The following is a 20588-nucleotide window of genomic DNA, read 5'->3' on the forward strand; positions in this document are numbered from 1 at the left end:
CGAAGGGATCAGTTAGTTTCACGCGCTCGACTTGCATGTATTAGGCACGCCGCCAGCGTTCGTCCTGAGCCAGGATCAAACTCTCAAATTAAGTTTGAATTGCTCAATAGTTGTTGTCGAAAGAATTGCTTCTTTCGTAGTATTGCATAAATTCGCTTGGCGTTTTGTTCAGTTTTCAAAGAACATTTGCTATCACTTTTCGTTGAAGCGACAAGATATAATTTATCATATATCCAAAACCTTGTCAACATTTTTCAAAAAGTTTTTTATGTTTTGATTTGTCTCATCTGCTGTTGTCTAGCAGCGACGTTTATTATCATAACAACTTTTTCATTCAGAGTCAATAACTTTTTCAAAAAGTTTTTAATTCCTCTCATGCTGTCTAAGTAAATAATACAGCAACAGAAATTGATTATACAGAGATTACCTACAATCGTCAAGGATTTTTTCTACTATAAATATTTCTCAAACAAGATTTGCCGAGTAAACCAACAGGGAATTTAAAAAGGTTAGTGCAATTTATGGAGAAACAAGTAATCTTAATGAATAAAATCACTTCTAAACAGTTAGACAGCTAAAACAGAATTGGTTTTGTACTATTCCGATACTTTTTAACAAAAACGACATTATGGAATAATTCTAGATAAATCATTTACCTATACCATTCAACATGGTAACATTAAAGATAGGTATCTTTTATAATTCATTATGATGTTTATAAAATTTATACTGGAGGCGCATGGAATGGTACAGAAAAGAAAAGAATTACAAAATCAGTATCTCTCCCGTAACTCTAAATTTGATTATCTCCCTGATACGGACCGTTATCTCTCCTCTGTCAATCAGCCAAAATACAAGTTCAATGTAATAGGCAGCGGAAATATCGGGCAGGAGCATATGCGTGTAACATTAATGGAAGGAAGAGCGACGATTCACGGCATTTATGACCCAAATCCGAATAGTGTTAAACAAGCAAAAAAGTTATTTTCCACTCTCGCTCCCAACAGCCCTTTAGTAGTCTATGAGTCGTTAGAAGCAGCCTGTCATGACCCTGAAGTTGACGGTTTAATGATTTGCACTCCAAATTATACCCATATTGAAATCGTAAAAGAAGCAGTAAAATCCAGCAAACATATTTTACTTGAAAAACCGATGGCAACAACGATTCAAGATGCTTATGAAATCAATCAAATTGCTAAAAATTATAAACCTGTTTTCCAAATCGGCTTACAATACCGCTATAAAGCGATCTATATTGAAACTATCCACGAGGCACTTGAACGCAAGGCACTTGGAGATATTAAAACAATTAGTATTATGGAACATCGCATTCCATTTTTAGATAAAGTGAAGCAGTGGAATAAATTCTCTAAATATTCAGGTGGTACGTTAGTGGAAAAGTGCTGTCATTATTTTGACCTTATGAACTTACTTGCACAGGCAAAGCCTGTACAAGTCTATGCATCGGGCAGTACCGCTGTTAACTTTACTGAATTTGAATACAATGGTGAAAAATCAGATATTATTGATAACGCTTTCGTGATTGTCACATACGAAAATGGCATTCGAGCAAGCTTTAATTTAAATATGTTTTCACCAATGTTTTATGAAGAGATTGTCATCTGCGGTAATAAAGGACGTCTAAAGGCTTCTGAAAATGAAGACTTTCTTTCAAGTGAACGACCAAGAAATCAACTGGAAATAATGCGCGGAGAAGGAAAACCATCAAAGGTTTCAAACCCTTGTTATCCTTCTTACATTGAAAGAAGCGGGCATAGCGGTGCTACCTATTATGAACATATTTATTTTATTGATAATATTGAAGGAAAACAAACAAATACAGCTACAGTAGAAGAAGGATTTTGGTCTGTCGTCGTTGGTGCGGCTGCAGAACAATCGATTAAAACAGGTCAATCCGTAACAATTAATGATGTTTTAAAAGAAAATGGTGTATTGGTTTAGCAGAAACATTTTCATTATGGATTCATTATGAATAGGCGATTTCTTTCAAAGTTTGAAAGAAATCGCCTATTTGTTGGCTTAAACATTATATTTTTCATAATACAACGATACTACCATTCTTCAATGAGATACAGCATGAATTTTTTGATCTTTTCTTTTGGATAACTTATTAAAAATCAAATAAAATATCATCGCTAAAGGATGCTGCAATAACATTGCAATGAGTACAGGAAGCGCAACCACCGGCGTGAAATAACTCATTGCTAACACAACTCCAGCTGTGTAATTTCTCACACCCCCAGAATATGAAACAGCAATGCGTGTTCCAGTGTCTTTGACAAAAAACATTCCTACTACATAACTAATGACGTAACCAATAGCCATTAAAGTAAAAATAGTAATGAATAATTTATAAAAATCATTACCTACTTTTTGTAAAGGATAATAAAGGGAAGCCGCATTTAAAATAACAATTAAATAAAGACAAATTTTACTTGTGAAGGATGAAGTAGTTTTAAACCATGAACCGGGCCTATGCTTCCTTAACCACTCACCTGCCACCATTCCCAATACAGAAGGAATTAGCACCAACTTCAGCAGCCCTAATATAAGGCTGGTTACATCCAGATGTACGTTTGACTCTAACATACTGTATAAAGCAGCCGGTAAAATAATCGGGCTGAGTAATGTATCTAATGTAACGATTAACAGAGCTAAATTTACATTACCTTTTACAAATGATATCCAGAATATTGAGGTTACACCTATCGGAAGCACCATCGTTAAGACTAATCCAGTCATTAATTCTGGCTGATTTGAAAATAACGGAACAGCAATCTTTAATGTGAAAAACGGAAACAATAAGTGAATAATAATTAATACAGCCAAAAATAATGCAGGCCGCTTTAAAATATCCGTAAACTTTCTCCAATCAGCAGATAATGAAGAAATAAAGGTTAAAATCATAAATAATGGAGCGGTTAAATCACTCCATCCATTGAGATAATCTCCTGTTAAAAAGCCCGCTGTCATTAATAACGGAAGAATAAGAAAGATCCACTTTTCTAGAAAAATATTTACCGATTTCATCATACCCATATAAACCACCTGACCCTTTTTTAAGCATCATGATGAACTTTATAGCTTTAACAACAGCTGTTTTCATTGAATAAACAATATTATTCGAAAAGACAAACTTTCATTTTAAATATCTTATACATAGTTACCTTAACTAAAAAGATCACTATCTTTTTAGTTAAACATTTACCTTTTTATCATATGAAAGATTAGTATAAATTTTTAACCTCTTTGAAAAATAATTCGGCAGGAAATTCTTCCTACCGAACTCTCAATTGCTACCCCTAATTTATATTGTTGAAACTTCTTTAAAAAGTTTAGCAAATACTGAATTCTTACGATAAAAAACAGCTGGGTAACCGAGTGGAACATCAACTTCCACACCGCCTCCATTATACTCTTCTCCAGTCCATAAATGTACCCATTCATCTTCTGGTAAGTATACAGACCATTTTTCCTTTTTCTCTTCATACACCGGAGCTACTAGAAGATCGCTCCCATATAAATATTGATATTGAATATCGTATGATTTTTCATCCTCTTCATAATGCATAAATAGTGGACGCTGCACTGGAAGACCAGATTCAGCATTCATTTTTACTAATTCCTTTGTATATGGAGCAAGTTTTACATAAACATTTGTCATTCGAGCAAAATGCTCTAACGTTTCTTCATCACCATCAAATTGAAAACAATCATCAGGACGATTTCCTTCGTGTGTTCTCATAACAGGCGTAAATGCTCCCATTTCAGCCCATCTCATAAATAATTCTTTTGTTCGTTTATTTCCATGCAAACTTGTATATCCGCCGATATCGCTGTGACTTAATCCGCAGCCAATCATTCCAGAAGATAGTGCTGCTGGAATCACTGATGCTAAACCATCATCTAGACTCCAATTCACGCTTTGATCTCCTGCCCATAAAAGTGTGCAGTATTTCTGTGAACCTGTATAACCTGCACGCATGAAATAAACAACTTCTCCAAGCTTTCCTGATTCTTGAACGGCTTCATAGTTTACTTTTGCCCATATTGCCGGCCAAGCATTGTGCATAATCTTCGCAGATACCCCATTTTTTAGAACAACATCTGTCGGTAAATACTCACCAAAGTCTGCCATCCAGCCATCCAACCCAAAATCAATTAAATTGTCTTTAATGACTTCTTTATACCATTCATAAGCTTCCGGATTGGTGAAGTCAACAACACCGCAATAAAACTCACCAAAATCTACAAGGTAGTCCTCTCCCTGTTCATTTAACGCTAAATAACCTTTTTCACTTGCCGTTTTATATAAATCTCCTTCAATAGCTACATAAGGGTTAATATATCCTAAAAAGCGAATCCCTTTTTCTTTCCATTCTTTTGTTTTTTGATCAAGATTTGGATACTCTTCTGGATTCCATCGCCAATTCCACATTAACCTTTTTCCGAAAGAAGTTATTCGTTTCCCCTGCCAATCTTGGCACCATACTCCACCAACTTTTACTCCTTTTGCAAGAGCACGTTCTAACTTCTCTTCAACTACATCAGTACCTCCCTGAATCCCGAGCCAAACCCCATTATATGTCCACTCAGGCAGTTCTGGCTGTCTGCCAAACAAAGCTGTAATTTTTTCTACTAAACTTACAAAAGAATCAGCCGCTTCAAACAATACATACTTTGGAATGTCCCAAATTTGCAGCTCGTGGAACGAATCATTTTGAAAATCAAAATCAGCATAAGCCGTTGTTTCTACATGACAATAATATTTTTTACTTGAAACATAAGTTGGCTGTGGAAAGTTTGTATTGTAATAGTCGCCGCCTGCTTTATCTTTTACATCAGCCTGCCATGTTGTATATGTTGTTTTATTTCGCCCTACTCCTGGTTCAGACGTCCACAGCGGAAAGTTTTTCCCTCTCATATTAAAATAGGATAATTGTTCCCCGCACCCATAAACTTTTTCATCTTGATCAGCAGCTGCTCGCAGCCAAATACGATTAATCATCTTATCCTTTTGATCGAATTCCAGCTTTAATCTTTGCTGTTCTTCTTTTATAGAAATAATTAATGATTCTTCACCTTTTGGATATTTAGAAAATCGAATTAACGTTGAATCATCGCTTTCTTCCACTGTCGCATAACGAAGTGCTGTTCGCTCAATTACATAATCTTTAATATCAAAGTTACCGCGGTACATATCAATTTTTTCCTCACCATATCCAACATAAAGCATCGGTTGTTCAATTGTGTGACGCAGCACTGTAATTTCATTAATGCTTATTTCAAATCCATCATTAAGTTTCTGCAATTTAATCTTCTTATCAATCTTTATAGACATCCTATTCTCCCCTTTTTTAATAGTTAAGCAGAGCGGTCTCTTGAAACCGATTGTTCATACTGTTTCTTAAGCACTCTTGCATATTTACCATTCCATTTTTTCACTGATTGATAGACTAGAAGAGCACCTATTACTATTACCCCTGTTATTACAGGCCAGAAATAGAAAGATACAATTCCTTTTGTATAGGCTAAACCAAGAGGTGAGAACACTATATAAGTCGCGACAACAAGCGATAACAAGACAAAAGTGGCGGCTAACGCATATTTCCAAGGTACCATTTCAACTTGAGCAGATGATTGAAAATGATACGCCTGATTTCTTGGTTTTACTTTCCCTACAATTATCATAATGATTACTTCTGCAGCAAATAAGATGGCATAAATATGAATGAAGTTCATGTTCCACTGAATACTAAATAATTGTTCTAATCCCCAAACAAGCATGTAATACGTAATAACATGAAAAATAATAACAATTTTTGCTGCAGCAGCTGGAATGTACTTTGAAAAGATTCCTACAAGCACAATTGTAATAATTGGGATATTAAAAAATCCGGTAAATCGGCGAATTAAATCCCATAATCCATCCGGAGCATTCATTAATAAAGGTGAGACAAAAAATGAAATCAAAGCGATAGCGCTTCCAAATAATTTGCTAATTTTAATTAACTTTTCATCACTTACATCTGGATTAAAACACGGCTTATAAATGTCAAGCGCAAACATTGTTGCAGCACTATTTAATAATGAATTAAATGAACTTAGCACTGCACCAAGCAGAACTGCTAAGAAAAATCCCGATAAATAAGTTGGCAGAAGCTCCGCAACAAGTGCTGGGTAAGCTAAATCTACCGGCTCTAAGTTTCCTCCATAAAGATGAAACGCAATCACACCGGGAATCATCATACATAATGGAATAGCTAACTTATAAAATCCAGAATAAATAACGCCTTTTTGACCTTCTGCGAGACTTTTTGCCCCCAATGTACGTTGGATCACATATTGATTTGTCCCCCAATAGAACAAATTAGCAAAGACCATACCGGTAAAAATTGTTCCAAATGGCACAGAATCTTCTTTTGAACCAATTGCATTAAGTTTTTCCGGATGATGAATTGTAATTTGTTTCATCCCTTCAAATAGATTTCCATCACCTAATGCGAAGAAACCTAAAACAGGAACCAATATCCCTACGATTACTAAACCAATTCCATTTAACGTATCTGAAACAGCAACCGCTTTCAATCCGCCGAAAATAGCATAAACAGCACCAACTATACCAATTAACCAGATTAACAGCCATACAGATTGTACATATGAAATACCTAATAATTCTGGTATATTAAATAATTTAAGAACAGCTAATGCGCCTGAGTATAAGGTGGAAGGAATTGTTACTAAAATATAACCGAGCATAAACAAAATAACAGTATATCTTCTAACTCCTTCATCATAACGGGTACTTAAAAACTCCGGTAACGTAGTAAAGGAACCTCCTAAATATTTTGGCAGCAAATAAAGAGCCATCACAACAATTGCAAAAGCTGCTGTTACTTCCCATGCCATATTTGACAAGTTAGAACGATAGGCTTGGCCGTTTAAACCAATTAATTGTTCAGCAGATAAATTTGTCAACAATAGGGAACCTGCAATAAATCCACCTGTTAACCCTCGTCCCGCTAAAAAATAGCCTGTTGAGTCAGTTATATGCCCTTTCGTTTTAACGTAAGAAATCCATGCCACTAAAACCATGAAAAAGATACAGGATGCTAACGTAAACAAAATACTTGAATGACCCATAAGAAACCTCTTTCTATAAAATAAACGTATTATAAGGAAACGACAGTTTTTAACTTACGCTTCCAATTACTTAACCCCAACAACATAACTATCTTTTAAAATACATAACTACCTTTACAATCAAAAATATACGTTTATTATTTCTTTTGCTACATACAAGTATAATGTAAACGCCTTCTAAGAATCAATACTTTCAAAACTTTTATTATAAACCTTTTTAATACCATGATGTTTGCTGAATATAAGTAGGACGAACAACAGACACTCCATTTACATTAAACGTTGTTGTTGGAAAGTTACCTGTTAGTGTAATGATTTCATTCTCATTTTCATTTAATAAAATGGTGTCTTCTGATTTTGCGCCTGGAACTGATGGATTCCACGCGTAAGCTTGGTTTTGACCAATTTCAAAAGAAGAAGATAGCATCACTCGTTCTTCACGAGGAAGAAACCCTGTTAAACCGCCTTGGTGATGATTTTGCCACTCCCCTGCAAAACCGGCTTCTTCATACCAACTTTGTATATTTTTAAATAATGCTGAAAATGATACTCCTGTTTTCGATGCCGCAATAAGTTGTGCATCAACGTATTGAACCGCATGCATTTTTCTCTTTTCCTCTTCTGTCGGCGCTTCAAAATAAATTGTTCTTGTCACACTGGACATTAAGCCTTGTGAACGACTGACAACGGAAATGATGACTTTTCGTTTAATCGGTTTAAGCGTTGGTAGAAAATGACGTACTCCATCGAGCCGTTCATCACTTCCAATAAGCGTAACAACAGGATCAAGCCCTCTTGCATATAACTCTTTCGCCACTTCTCCTGCCGCTTCATATTCGGTCATTCCAACTTTCAATCGATAGCAGACAGATTCAACTGCTTCCCCTGTTAAACGAGCCGCTTTTTTATAATGTTCTTTTTCTGGATTCGTTAATGTTGTACGAAGTTTTTTAAACTCAGCAGCAAGCATCGTATCATCTATAAGTTCTCTTCCTGCTGTTAGCCGATCTAAAATCTCTTTTCTTTTCGCTTCATCATACCAAGGAAATTCATATTCAATCACTTCCCCTTTTATTTCTTCATTTACAAGTCGTTGTAACTCAATATTATTTGAAAGCAGGATACAATCATTATTTGATATAAGTAAGGCACCACACGATTTTCCCGATGCAAGCCCAATATGTCCTCGGCCTTTTAAAAGCCATGAAAAATCTTCTTGTCGTTCAATTAGAAGAACCTTATCATTTTCTAATAATGATGCCAACTTTTCCATCATCCGTTCACCACTCCCTTTATTTCATAAACTCCAACTTACACATTTTAATAAAAGGGGTTCCAAAAGGCAGTGCACCTTTTGGAACATCCCATTTTATAAATTTAAAACAATAATACGCTCTTCCGTCATTTCTTCTACTGCGTATTTTGGTCCTTCTTTTCCATTACCACTTGCTTTTACACCCCCATATGGCATTTGATCAACGCGGTAGGCTGAAGTATCATTGACAATCAATCCACCAACTTCAATTTTCTTCGCCGCTTTCATTGCAAGCTTTAAGTCGTTTGTAAAAATTCCTGCTTGAAGACCATAATTAGAGTCATTTACTCTTTCAATCATTTCATCAATATTATTGTAGCTGCTAATTGAAATAACAGGACCAAATACTTCTTGGCAGCTTACTTTCATCGATGGTTTTACATTATTTAAAATAGTCGGCTCCATCAGCGCACCTTCTCGCTTTCCACCTGTCACTAATTCTGCCCCTTGTTCAACCGCTTCTTTTACCCATTCTTCTACACGAATGGCTTCCTTTTCATGAATCATCGGGCCTACATCCGTATTGTCATCAAATGGATCTCCAAGCTGAAGTGCTTCAGTTTTTTCTTTTACTAACGCTAAAAACTTTTCTTCAATGTCTTTGTGTACATAAACGCGCTGCACCGAAATACAAACTTGACCAGCATTGTTAAAACCGCGAGCTGCAACAAGAGAAGCTGCCAGCTCTAAATCAGCATCATGATGAATAACTGTTGCAGAATTGTTTCCAAGTTCAAGAGCTACTTTTCGCAAACCTGCTTTTGAGCGAATATATTCCCCAACTCCTTGACTGCCGGTAAACGTAAACATGTTGACATCTTTGTTTTCAAGGAGCCAATCCCCGATTTTCCGGCCGCTTCCTGTCACTAAATTTAAACGTCCTTTAGGAAGACCCGCTTCTCGGAAAAGCTGCGTTAATAAAATCGCAACAATTGATGTTTGTTCTGCCGGTTTTAAGACAACGCTGTTTCCTGCAGCAAGTGCTGGACCTACTTTATGACATACAAGATTAAGCGGTACATTAAACGGTGTAATCGCTGCAATCACTCCAACAGGAACTTTTAATGTAAAAGCCATCCGATTTTCAGATCCTGGCGCAGCTTCAACAGGCACACCTTCACCGTGAATACGTTTTGCTTCCTCTGCAGAGAGAAGTAATGTTTGGACAGAGCGATCAACTTCACCATAAGATTCTTTTAATGGTTTTCCAACTTCTTTTGCTAACGCTTCTGCAAACATATCACGTTTTTGTTTTAAAAGATCAGCTGTTTTCATTAATACTTCATAACGTTCATATGAGGAGAACTCCACGTCTAATGCAGCCTTTGCTGACGCTACTGCTTGATCTACATGCTCTTTATTGGCAACAGCAATTTCTGCTGCGGCCTCTTGTGTATACTTATTGAGCACCTTTGTCGTTTCTTGCGTGATCATCTCTTCACCATTAATAAAAAGCTTATATGATGGAATTTCTGTTTTAAACATTTAAAATACCTCCTAATTTAGATACTTATTCGTTATAACGTTACGATCTTTTCGTTGTTAAGTAGATCTTTTGCCTTACCGCTGCTTCCAAACACACGAATTTTCTCTTGTACTTTTTCTTTCATAAGCTGACGACCGCGATCTAGTGAAACAGCAAGATGCCACTCTTCACGATTTTCTTCAAATACTTCTTGGATTCCTAGTGTAAATGCTTGACGAAGTTCTGTATCAACGTTAATTTTGGCAACCCCAAGAGAAATTGCTTTTTGCACCTGATCATCCGGTACGCTTGATCCTCCGTGAAGAACGACTGGACGTTTTACCGCTGCATTAATTTCTTGAAGGCGTTCAAAATGAAGATTTGGTGTTTGTTTGTAAATGCCATGAGCCGTTCCAATTGAAACCGCAATATAATCAATACCTGTCTGTTCAGCAAAAACTTGTGCTTCATCAACAGATGTTACAAGAGCGTCTTCCTCTGCAACTGTAATATCGTCTTCTGTACCGCCGATTTTCCCAATTTCACCTTCTGTACCAATACCTAGTGATCTAGCAAACTCAGCTACTTTTTTTGTAGTTGCAACATTTTCTTCAAATGGTAAACCTGATCCGTCAAACATAACAGATTGAAAGCCAAGCTGAATCGCTTTTGTCGCTTGATTAAAATTACGACAATGATCTAAATGAATCGCAACTGGAACGGTAATATTTTTTGCCATTACTTCAATCATTTTCGTCATTTCTTCAAGCCCCATATATTGAATCACCTTTTGACCAACTTGGATCATAACAGGTGCTTGTTCTTCTTCAGCTGCCCATAATATTGCTTGAATTGTTTCTGCATTATGTGCACTAAATGCACCAACTCCGTATTTATTTTCATAAGCATGCTGCAGCATGTCTTTCCCACTAATAAACGCCATCTTATTTCCTCCTCTTTTAACTATCGAAAAATTCAGATATATAACATTATTGAAGTCCAAAGCAGCAAAAACTTATTAATAAAAAAGTAATATTCCCGCTAATTCTTATGCTGCTTTTTAAACTTCCTTTTATCGATGTAATTCAATATTATAATGATAGCGATCCGAACGATATTTCGTTCGCGTAAATTCAATTGGCTGATCATCGATACCATAAGCTAAACGTGTCATTTCAAGAAGCGCCTGCCCACCGCTAATACCAAGTAAATCTGCTTCATAAAGCGTTGCATTAACAGCAGTAATCGTCTCATTTGCTTTCTTTAAATAAACACTATGATCTTCTAAAATTTGATAATACTTCGCACCATTTAAATCATGTGCCATTAAGATTTCACCAATGTGTTCCGGCCAGCACGTGCGTTCAAAAGCAATCGGTTCATCATCAGCAAAGCGAATTCGTTCAATAACAAGCACACGGCTGTCATCATCGAGCTTTAATTTTTTCTTCTCAATATATAAGCCATCATGAAACTCGGCTCGAAGCAGTTTAGAATGCGGATGGTAGCCTTTTTCCATCACTTCTTCTGCAAATCCTGTTAGTCTTCCAAGTGAACCGACAAGCTTTTGAGACTTTACCGTTGTCCCTTTTCCTTGGCGTTTTTCAAGGAGACCATCTTGCACAAGTGCTGTAATAGCTTGACGAAGTGTTGTTCGACTTACATTAAACTCCTCCATCAGTTCAACTTCTGTTGGGATTAGGTCGCCCGGACGCCAAATCTTCTCTTGTATGCGCTTTACTAAAATCTCTTTCACTTGTTGATAAAGAGGTAATGGACTATTATGATCTAAAAGACTTTTTCTCATGAATTTCTCTCCTTTGAATCATCGAGGGAAAAGGCTCCACATCACGTCCAACTAATGGCTCCAGCCATCGATAGAAGGCTTGTTGATTAACGCGGAATAGCTTAGGCAGTGAACGTTCACCCCCAGCAGCTACTTTTTGTAATAGCGCTGTTCCAAATTGATAATCATAGTATGACTTTTGTAGTCTTTCAATCGTAACCATCACACCAGATATATCCTCTGAGATGAGGTGTGCTGCTTTTTTTCCAACCTCGTATGCTTCAAGACGGTCTTGACCAGAACTTGCAAATTGACTGCTGCGCTGATTCATTCCTAACAACTCATCCCTTGCCATTAACCCAAGTTCTTCCTGAACAAATGAGGAAAGCTGTTTAGAGATCCCTCCAAGCACTGACCGGCCATTTACAAAGGCTTTTTCTACTGCTTTGCCTTCATTTAACTTTACTCCCTCACTAACAACAATACTTGCAAATCCAAACTCAGCTACAAGGTTTTTTACATCATTTAAAAATTGATCTGCTGATAGCGTTTCTTCCGGAAGATAAATTTTGTGTGGACCGTCACTTTCACTCGCTTTTAAAAGACCACTTGCCGCGGCAAGCCAACCGACATTTCTTCCCATCGTCTCAATGATTCGTACTTGTTCAAAATTTCGCATCGCCTCGAGATCTTTACTAATGTCTCGTACTGATAATGCGACATAGCGAGCCGCACTAGCAAATCCAGGTGCATGATCAGTTTCAGCCAAGTCATTATCAACCGTTTTTGGAATACCAATAACTTGAAGATCATACCCAATCTTTTTTGCTTTTTTCTCAAGTTGATGCATTGTCCACATTGTACCATTACCACCAATAAAAACAAGCGTATCAATTCCTTTTAACCGCAAATTATTAACCGCTTTCTCAAGCGCTTCTTCAGTCATCGGATAACGTCCAGCACCTAAACAAGCTCCTGGAACACTGCGATATTGTTCTACTTTCTTGAGCATGCTTCCTTCAAGCGGAATAAAACTTCCTTCTACAAGTCCTTGATATCCTTTTAATACCCCATATACTTCTGCATGACAATGATCTAAAAACCCGATTAGACTTGTATTAAAAACTGCTGTAGGTCCACCCGCTTGACCAATCGCCACTTTTTTCATAACATTTGACGCCACCTCTCTCACTAGGCATAAACGATGGTTTCAATTCCTAGTCGTTTGCTTAAATCTATTAACTGTTCTTCAATATCGGCATAAACAATTGCATAGTGTGGTTCTACTCCATCTTCCATTAAATGATATAACGTCTCAGATGCATTTTTAGGCAGTCTCACTTCAACAGATGTTCCAGCAAACTGCTGCGGTGTATCAAGCGCCTCTCCTTTCATAATTAACATCCGATATCCTTCTTCATTTTTACTAAGGCGAGCAATTGTGACAGCGCCTGCTTTTAAACCAAATTCCATTGTAAAGCCTAGTTTTCGGTTCGGATGAACACCTGCTGTTGCTCCTGTTTTAGGATTTGCAAGTGAATAAGCACCTGCCCCGCAGTGCCAAAATGTTACAGAATTATTTTCTTCATTTAAATGAACAAGGTCTCCTAAGTACGGTGCACTACCTCCAAATTCTTGAAGAATAAACATTGAAATCGAACCGTGAATATCGGATTCGCAAGATGACACAACCCCGTCTTCTGTAAACTGTGATAATGTTGAACATGCCGCTGCACCTAATTCATTAAAAAATTCCGGCCAACAGCGAACTGCCAATGCATTAATTCCTTCATTTTCAATGATATTTTTAATGTATGTGTAAAATTGGGCAAATTTTATAACGGTTTCATCACTTCGATTTAATCCAATGACTTGTTTTTCAGCACGTTCAACTGCTTGAAGCCACTCTTCTTTTGGCAGTTCAGCACATTTCTTAAACGCTTCTAACAAATCGATATTTTGAATGTGAACGCCTGTTCTTTCTTCAAGTTCTTTTTCATCAGTACTTGAGAAATAAAAACCAGGCGGATGATCTCCCACAACACCGATAGTTAGCTGTGCTAATTTTTTTACAACTTCTTCTGTTTTCAAATAGCGATAAATCCGTTTTTGAAGTGCTGATTCAGTTGGATTTCCAAATACAAAACGATAGGAGCGGTTGTGCACTTTTAATGTATGACATGTGCTGTTTCCGCCTGTTAAAGAATTAAGACGAAGCCTTCCACCTACACTCGGTTCACGTACTGACCAAACAATCACCTGCTGCGGCAGTTTTTCAATTGTTTTTGCGATAAACTCAGCATCGGCAAACGTCACACTTTGATAAATGATTACATCGATATCGTTTGAGTGAATCTCACTAAGAAATTGTTCTAATTCTTCTACTGATGTTAAAATTTCAGATGGTGAAATAACTTTTTCACACATTTCTGTTAACCACGCTTCACTTTCTGCTCGGTATTTTTCACCTGCTTCTAAATCAAATGTTTTTCTTCCAATTGGTAAATAAATGATTGACATGTTAAGTTTATTTTTTAATTTTGAGTTTGAATGAACAGATGTTTCAAGCATTGTTACACTTCCTTTTCAACTGCAATAATTTTATCCTTTAACTGAACCTGCTGTCATACCTGCAATAAAGTAGCGCTGTAAAAATACATATGCTGCAATCATTGGAATTGAAGCGACAATCACGCCGGCAAAAATCATAGGATAATTTGTTAAATACTGTCCTTGGAAATCTAAAAGAGCAATCGGCAATGTTTTTACATCACTTGACTTCAAAAGAAGCAATGGATATAACAGATCGTTCCAAACAATTACGAAAGCAAAGATTGTTACCGTTGCAACAGATGGAAGTGAAAGCGGCATAACAATTTTAGAATACGTTTGCCATTCATTTGCCCCATCAATTTTAGCGGCTTCAATCAAGCCATTCGGCAGCGTTTTCATAAATCCTGTTAAAATAAACACCGCAATTGGAATTAAAAAGCCAATTGATACTAAAATAACACCTTGTAACGTATCAAGAAGGCCAAGTTTATTGACAAGTAAATAAATTGGAATCATGTTTACCTGCGTTGGCACCATCATTCCGACTACAAAGAAAGCAAAGACAACAAACCCAACTTTACCTGGCATACGAATAATCGCATAAGCAATCATACTTGCAAAAAAGAGGATACAAACAACACTTACAAGCGTTACAATGACACTGTTCATAAAATATTGCATCATTGATTCTTTTAAAAACAGATCCTTATAATTCATAAGTGACCATGTTTCAGGTAATCCGAGCGGGTCTGAGTACAGCTCAGGTGTTGTTTTAAAAGTAGTAAAAAAGACAAGGCTAAACGGTACTATAATCATGGCTGCATATATAAAGAGAATAACCTGTCTCGGAAGTTCTTTTTTCATCTGCACTTCCTCACTTTCTATTAATACTTTAAGTCATTTGACTTTAATAGTTTAAATTGTAAAACTGTGACAATTGCAATAATAATCATAAATACAACAGCGGCTGCTGAAGCATATCCTAACTTAAAGTTAATAAACGCTTCATGATATAAAAATGTTGATAAAATTTCAGTTGCATAAGATGGTCCTCCACCAGTCATTGCAATAACGAGATCAAAAGCTTTGAAACTTTGAATCGTTGTATAGGCAACAACAATTGTTGCAGATGGTGCAAGAAGCGGCCATGTAATATGACGGAATGTTTGCCATTTGTTTGCTCCTTCAATGCTTGCTGCTTCATACATTTCACTTGGAATTGCATGCAACCCTGCAACAAAGATAATTAACATTTGGCCTGTATGTGCCCAAAACTGAACAAATGCAAGACTGTAAATGGCAATTTCTTTGTCTCCTAACCATGATTTTGCAAGTGACTCCAGCCCAATCGTTGAAAGGAAATTATTAATGGCGCCAATATTCGGGTCATACATAAATGTCCATGTAAATGCGACTGATACAGATGCAACAATCGTTGGCAGGAAATAAAGCGCTCGATAAAAGACATTAGCTTTTGTGTTTTTAACGAGTAAGATTGCGAAAAATAAACTTAGTGCTGTTTGAAAAATTAACACGCTTAATGTAAATTTTAAGTTGTTCCCTAATGATTGTGTAAAGATAGGATCATTGGTCAGCATCTCTTTGTAATTTGAAAATCCTACAAAATTATAGGTTGGTGAAATCCCATTCCAATCAGTAAAACTTAAGAAGAATGCCGCTACAGTCGGCCCTGCAAAAAATGTACCGTAAATAATCAGCCCCGGGAGTATAAAAAGAAAAAGTGTCCAGTTCCATTTCATCTTTTTTGTACTTTTTTTAGCGGAAAGAGTGAAGGGTGATACCTTCGCTCTTTCTGCTTTTTGTACACTGTTATTTGATAACACGGTCTACCTCTTTCTGCGCCTTTTCAGCCGCTTCTTTTGGTTCTACTCCCGAGATTACATCTTCAATGGCAACTTGAATTGCCTTACTTACCTGCTCATTTGTAATCATGTAACGGGGCTGGAATAAAGTTTTCTTTTCTAACCATTTACCGCTTTCAGCAAGCTCTGGTGAATCATAGTTCACATCTTTTACAGTTAAAAGCTGACCCGTAGTATTGGCGTATTCAGCGGCAATTTCAGGTGAAGCTAGAAATTCAATAAATTTAAGTGCTTCTTCTTGATATGCTGACTTATTGCTCACACCTAACATAAATGTAGCAGTATGAATTCCTTCATATTTCATTTCACTTTCGTCTACTGTAATTGGTGCAAGTAAACCTTGTTCGATTTCGGGATTTTGAGATTTAACTGTCGCCATCATGTAAGAACCATGAGCAAGCATCGCACCTTTTTCTTGTGCAAATAATGCAGCAGCGCCTTCTTTCTTCGTACCAAGAGCAGCATCTTGGAAGTAACCGTTGTCATTTAATTCTTTAATTTGTGATAATGTTTTAACAAACCAATCATTTGTTAATTTTTCATTTCCTAATTCCACTTGATGAAACGCATCATCTACTGGCTGATTGTTCATAATCATTGGATTAATAAACTGTCCAGGACTAATGTCTCCTGAGAATAAAATTGGATCATATCCATTTTCTTTTAACACTTTACAAACTTCTAGGAAACCGTTCCAATCTGTTGGGGGTTCAAGTCCTAACTTTTCGAAAATCCCTTTATTGTATACTGGAATGTTATAAACAAGCTGATAAGGTAATGCTAGCTGTTTCCCATCTGCCTGACCTGCTGTAATTAAACCTTCAGAGAAAGAATTTAATATTTCTTGATTAGAAAGATCTGCATATACTCCAGCTTCTTGTAATGCTTCAAAATAGCTTCCCGGCATCGTCGCAAATACGTCGGCACCTTTTCCAGATAATAATGTTGCTTGAATTTGAGCTTGATAAGACTCAGATGGAAATACATTCATTTCAACGTGAATGTTTGGATTTGCTGCCTCAAACTTTTTAATAATTTCATTGAATGCTTCTGTATCTTCACCCCGCCAGTGCACAAAGTTAATTGTCTTTTTATCGCTAGACTCTTCACCTGCGCCTGATTCCTTTGAACCACAACCAACAAGTACTGTACTTAGTAGAAATACAAGTGACAATATAAGAGCAAGTTTCTTTTTCATTAAGATTTCCCCCTTTAAGTTAAGTAAGATGATGAAGCAAATCTTTAGTTGGCCCCTTTTTGTTTGTAACGTTATTATCTTTTGTTAAAACATCACTATGTTTCACCCCCTAAAAAAAGCAAACCATATTTGGTATTGCAAAACATTCATTGATTTTTAATTTTCTTAATTTTTATTATACAGAAAATTAAAGCGCTTTCAATACCTTTTTAAAATTTTTTATAGCTTTATTTTTATACAGTACATTTTTACTATTTTTAAATTGTTTTATAACAGATAGTTGTATTTTTGAATATGTTATAATACAATACAAGTAACAACTCAAACGGAGGGGATTTAAAATGATCCAAAAAAGCACTGAATTTTTTAGAAACCTACCGCCAAAAACATGTGTAGACTGCGGAAAGAAAATTCGCGAACAGCATGAATCTTACATGAATCAATGCGAACACTGCCTTAGCAAAGTTTACGAATAAGCTCTTTTGAAAACGCCTTCTTCTACTAATCTATAAAAAGAAACAGCTGAGTAAGTTACTCAGCTGTTTCTTTTTGGCTTTCTTTAGGCATTTCTTCTATTTCTTCTATTGTTGTTTTATTGATTTCTTCATTTGATTGTTTAGTTGAATCTGCTGGTGTTTGTGGTTCATTAATGACCTCTTCATTTAATTTTTGAACTGAATCTGCCGGTGGTTCATTAGTTGTCTCTTCATTTGATTCAGTTGGTTCCTGAGATTCTTCATTAGGTATATCCGTTATTTTAGGGAATTGAGTAAGACAGCGGTATAATAATGCAGTAAATTCCGCTCTTGTAATTGGTTGATTCGGTCTAAACGTCCCATCAAGATAACCACTTATTACTTCATTAGAAGCTAAAATTCGAATCGCTTCTGCCGCCCAAAATTTTCCGGATACATCGCTAAATGAAACAGGCTCTTTTAGCTCGACCTCAAAAGCTGTTACAAGAAGACTTGCCATTTCAGCACGGGTTAAAGAACCATCAGGACGGAATGTACCATCTTTGTAGCCGCTAAGCCAACCTGCCTTCGTTAAAGCTGATACAGCAGGTGTATAGTATTGATCCTCAGGAACATCTGGAAAAGTCATATTAGTTTGTTCACCTGCTTCAAGCTGAAATGATCTCATCAGAATAACTGCAGCATCTGCTCTGCGAATTGGGTCCTCTACACCAAAATTGCCATTTGGGTAGCCTGCTATAATGCCTTCTTCTTTTAATTGGCGAATCGGTTCAATCGCCCAATGTCCAGCAGTATCAGGATATCCTGCTGTTTCTAATACAGTTACTTCTATTTGATTACTCTCATTTCCTGATTCATCTGCCGTACTAACAGTAAGGGTTGTACCTGCTTCAAAAATTGGAATTGTAATTTTGAACGTTCCATTTTTAGCAACCGCTGTACCAATCACTTCATTATTCAATCTTACTGTTACAGTAGAATTGATTTCAGCTTTTCCACTAACACTTTCATCTAAATCAGAAAGTTTATTTACTTTTGGTGCTTCTGGCGGTGTTTCATCTAATAAAATAGCCGCTTCATTTTTAGTGCCATTCCATTTAATCTCAGCTCCTATACCTTCTGCAATAATACGAAGCGGAACCATCGTACGGCCATTTATAATTTTCATTGGTATATCCAGCTCAATATTTTCCCCATTCACTTGCGCTGTTTTTGAACCAACTTTCATAGTAATATGTCGATCATTTTTTACGACTGTAACTGTTGATGTCGAACCATCCCATTTAACAACAGCTCCCAGCTTTTCAAATACCCCCCGCACAGGCACCAATGTTCTTCCTTCAATTAATTGTGCCGGCTGATCGAATATTTGTTTCTCTCCATTAATAAACACTGTCACTTCAATAATCGGTGGAGCTTTCGGTTTTCCACCTCTTGCTAAGTACAATTTATAACCTTCCTGGGCTATATACAAACCAACATAGCGGTTTTGATTCCAAATTTCAGGATACTCTCCTAAGGAAACATGTGTATCCCCTGCATAATTCCCAACTTCTGGAGTAAAGCCAGGGCGTTTATATTTTTCAATAAACCAATCCGTTAATCCGCCTCCTGAAGGATTAGAACCTGGCATAAATAGCCTGTATCCTGTATACTCACTAATCTTCTTTGCATAAACATAGTCACGATTAAGCCTGTCTGTCGGCTGCTTGTATTTCCAGTATAAAATCTCGCCGCTGCTATGATAAGCACTGGTCATTTCAGGATCAATTTCTTTTATAAACTGCACAATTGCTTTCGTTTCAGCAGCACTATGCGGCGCTGTTCCTTTATAGTGAGACCATTTTGGATAACCCGGATTATTGGCGATAGTAGGCCATCCAGCATCATATTGACGGTTTAAATCCACACCTTTTGCATTGGCTTTCCAACGTTTAAAGTTAGTACTTCCTTCATTCATGACAATCAAACTGCCATGGACGCTATCCGGAAAAGCACTTAACCCAAATTGCTGCAGGATAACACCATCGGGATTAACCATCGGCACAAACCACATGGTTGTTTCATCAAGAATTTTACGTGCATTATAATTACTAATATTTGTTCCACTTGCTGCTGCACTGGCATACTGCTCAATCATATCCATATTTAATACCGTCGTAATCCACTCTCTAGCATGATGTGAGCCATTAATGAATACCGTTGAGTTTCCACTTCCTAAGGAAACCGCATAAATATCACGACCATATTCACTTTTACCAATTGATTTATAAGTGATTAGATGAGGATATTTCTTTTGCAATGCTTTTATATCAGCCACCATTTCAGCATATGTGTAAGTTGAGGAAGTACTTACAATTTTCTGTGCTTGCCCCTGCTCAGATATAAAGCCGAAATTTATAAATAAAATAATAGCAAAAACAGCAATGATATGTTTAAACACTTTGTCCAACAATAGCTGACTCCCTTCCTATAACTATGAAAATTTGAAATCAATCCTTATTGCACCTTAAATAAAACACAATAAGTATTCTATCATAAAATAAGAAGGTCATTACAAGATTACGAGTTTTACCTAAAAGCACCCTTCTACAAAATCAGACAACATCAAAAATATTGCTTATATTAAAAATTAATTCTTTAACGCAAAAAAATAGGTATATTGAATTATTTTAAATTGTTTTATAACAGACTGTTGTAAAACAGGTAATGTTGTAATACAATACTAATAACAAATCAAAAGGGGGA

The 20588-nt window shown here is 36.5% G+C and carries 15 protein-coding genes and 1 rRNA gene; 2 read left to right on the top strand and 14 right to left on the bottom strand.

Annotation, left to right across the window (positions count from 1 at the left end; genetic code table 11):
* Positions 1-91, bottom strand: a 16S ribosomal RNA gene (locus DS031_RS22435); the annotation flags it as partial.
* A 653-nt stretch (positions 92-744) separates the two neighbouring features.
* Between DS031_RS22435 and DS031_RS22440 the strand changes: the two genes are divergently transcribed.
* The gene (locus DS031_RS22440) at positions 745-1962 is read left to right on the top strand and encodes a Gfo/Idh/MocA family protein (protein ID WP_113808401.1); all 1218 of its coding nucleotides are present in this window, start codon (positions 745-747) and stop codon (positions 1960-1962) included.
* A gap of 120 nt (positions 1963-2082) precedes the next feature.
* Here DS031_RS22440 and DS031_RS22445 read toward each other — a convergent pair whose 3' ends face one another.
* From DS031_RS22445 to DS031_RS22500, 12 genes are all read right to left on the bottom strand, one after another.
* On the bottom strand, positions 2083-3060 hold the full coding sequence (locus tag DS031_RS22445; RefSeq protein WP_113808402.1) for a bile acid:sodium symporter family protein: 978 nt from the start codon (positions 3058-3060) through the stop codon (positions 2083-2085).
* Positions 3061-3328: 268 nt separating this feature from the next.
* Entirely contained in the window at positions 3329-5362 is a 2034-nt protein-coding gene (locus DS031_RS22450; RefSeq protein ID WP_113808403.1) for an alpha-glucosidase, read from the bottom strand.
* A 23-nt stretch (positions 5363-5385) separates the two neighbouring features.
* A complete protein-coding gene (locus tag DS031_RS22455) occupies positions 5386-7164 on the bottom strand; it encodes a solute:sodium symporter family transporter (RefSeq protein WP_113808404.1) in 1779 nt (592 codons plus the stop codon).
* 217 nt (positions 7165-7381) lie between these two features.
* Positions 7382-8440 (bottom strand): M24 family metallopeptidase, encoded by a 1059-nt coding sequence (locus tag DS031_RS22460; protein WP_113808405.1) that lies wholly within the window; start codon positions 8438-8440, stop codon positions 7382-7384.
* A gap of 93 nt (positions 8441-8533) precedes the next feature.
* Entirely contained in the window at positions 8534-9964 is a 1431-nt protein-coding gene (locus tag DS031_RS22465; protein WP_113808406.1) for an aldehyde dehydrogenase family protein, read from the bottom strand.
* A 32-nt stretch (positions 9965-9996) separates the two neighbouring features.
* Positions 9997-10887 (bottom strand): class II fructose-bisphosphate aldolase, encoded by an 891-nt coding sequence (locus tag DS031_RS22470; protein ID WP_113808407.1) that lies wholly within the window; start codon positions 10885-10887, stop codon positions 9997-9999.
* A gap of 129 nt (positions 10888-11016) precedes the next feature.
* On the bottom strand, positions 11017-11751 hold the full coding sequence (locus tag DS031_RS22475) for a GntR family transcriptional regulator (protein ID WP_113808408.1): 735 nt from the start codon (positions 11749-11751) through the stop codon (positions 11017-11019).
* Positions 11726-12898, bottom strand: a complete 1173-nt coding sequence (locus tag DS031_RS22480; protein ID WP_113808409.1) for a diphosphate--fructose-6-phosphate 1-phosphotransferase — start codon at positions 12896-12898, stop codon at positions 11726-11728. The genes DS031_RS22475 and DS031_RS22480 overlap by 26 nt, the downstream gene beginning before the upstream one ends.
* Before the next feature lie 23 nt (positions 12899-12921).
* Positions 12922-14301 carry a sulfoquinovose isomerase gene (gene sftI / locus DS031_RS22485; RefSeq protein ID WP_113808410.1) on the bottom strand — a complete coding sequence of 460 codons (1380 nt, stop codon included), beginning with the start codon at positions 14299-14301 and terminating at the stop codon, positions 12922-12924.
* A gap of 30 nt (positions 14302-14331) precedes the next feature.
* Positions 14332-15147: a carbohydrate ABC transporter permease gene (locus tag DS031_RS22490; RefSeq protein WP_113808411.1), complete on the bottom strand. Its 816-nt coding sequence runs from the start codon at positions 15145-15147 to the stop codon at positions 14332-14334.
* A 20-nt stretch (positions 15148-15167) separates the two neighbouring features.
* Positions 15168-16043, bottom strand: coding sequence for a carbohydrate ABC transporter permease (locus DS031_RS22495; protein ID WP_113808430.1), 876 nt, complete (start codon positions 16041-16043; stop codon positions 15168-15170).
* Positions 16044-16113: 70 nt separating this feature from the next.
* On the bottom strand, positions 16114-17364 hold the full coding sequence (locus tag DS031_RS22500; protein WP_113808412.1) for an ABC transporter substrate-binding protein: 1251 nt from the start codon (positions 17362-17364) through the stop codon (positions 16114-16116).
* 341 nt (positions 17365-17705) lie between these two features.
* Here DS031_RS22500 and yhfH point away from each other — a divergent pair, with 341 nt between their 5' ends.
* Positions 17706-17840, top strand: a complete 135-nt coding sequence (gene yhfH / locus DS031_RS22505; protein ID WP_113808413.1) for a protein YhfH — start codon at positions 17706-17708, stop codon at positions 17838-17840.
* Between the two features lie 55 nt (positions 17841-17895).
* Here the strand turns inward: yhfH and DS031_RS22510 are convergent, their stop codons facing one another.
* Positions 17896-20283, bottom strand: a complete 2388-nt coding sequence (locus tag DS031_RS22510; protein WP_142675812.1) for an S-layer homology domain-containing protein — start codon at positions 20281-20283, stop codon at positions 17896-17898.
* Positions 20284-20588: the final 305 nt, after the last annotated feature.

Origin of the sequence: Bacillus taeanensis (genome assembly GCF_003318295.1) — a bacterium.
Taxonomy (GTDB): Bacteria; Bacillota; Bacilli; order Bacillales; family UBA6769; genus Maribacillus; species Maribacillus taeanensis.

Coding starts and splice junctions, on each gene's coding strand:
- DS031_RS22465 (WP_113808406.1), bottom strand. CDS start 9,964: ATGTTTAAAACAGAAATTCCATCATATAAGCTTTTTATTAATGGTGAA.
- DS031_RS22480 (WP_113808409.1), bottom strand. CDS start 12,898: ATGAAAAAAGTGGCGATTGGTCAAGCGGGTGGACCTACAGCAGTTTTT.
- DS031_RS22470 (WP_113808407.1), bottom strand. CDS start 10,887: ATGGCGTTTATTAGTGGGAAAGACATGCTGCAGCATGCTTATGAAAAT.
- DS031_RS22475 (WP_113808408.1), bottom strand. CDS start 11,751: ATGAGAAAAAGTCTTTTAGATCATAATAGTCCATTACCTCTTTATCAA.
- DS031_RS22490 (WP_113808411.1), bottom strand. CDS start 15,147: ATGAAAAAAGAACTTCCGAGACAGGTTATTCTCTTTATATATGCAGCC.
- DS031_RS22495 (WP_113808430.1), bottom strand. CDS start 16,043: ATGAAATGGAACTGGACACTTTTTCTTTTTATACTCCCGGGGCTGATT.
- DS031_RS22445 (WP_113808402.1), bottom strand. CDS start 3,060: ATGGGTATGATGAAATCGGTAAATATTTTTCTAGAAAAGTGGATCTTT.
- DS031_RS22460 (WP_113808405.1), bottom strand. CDS start 8,440: ATGATGGAAAAGTTGGCATCATTATTAGAAAATGATAAGGTTCTTCTA.
- yhfH (WP_113808413.1), top strand. CDS start 17,706: ATGATCCAAAAAAGCACTGAATTTTTTAGAAACCTACCGCCAAAAACA.
- DS031_RS22450 (WP_113808403.1), bottom strand. CDS start 5,362: ATGTCTATAAAGATTGATAAGAAGATTAAATTGCAGAAACTTAATGAT.
- DS031_RS22440 (WP_113808401.1), top strand. CDS start 745: ATGGTACAGAAAAGAAAAGAATTACAAAATCAGTATCTCTCCCGTAAC.
- sftI (WP_113808410.1), bottom strand. CDS start 14,301: ATGCTTGAAACATCTGTTCATTCAAACTCAAAATTAAAAAATAAACTT.
- DS031_RS22455 (WP_113808404.1), bottom strand. CDS start 7,164: ATGGGTCATTCAAGTATTTTGTTTACGTTAGCATCCTGTATCTTTTTC.
- DS031_RS22500 (WP_113808412.1), bottom strand. CDS start 17,364: ATGAAAAAGAAACTTGCTCTTATATTGTCACTTGTATTTCTACTAAGT.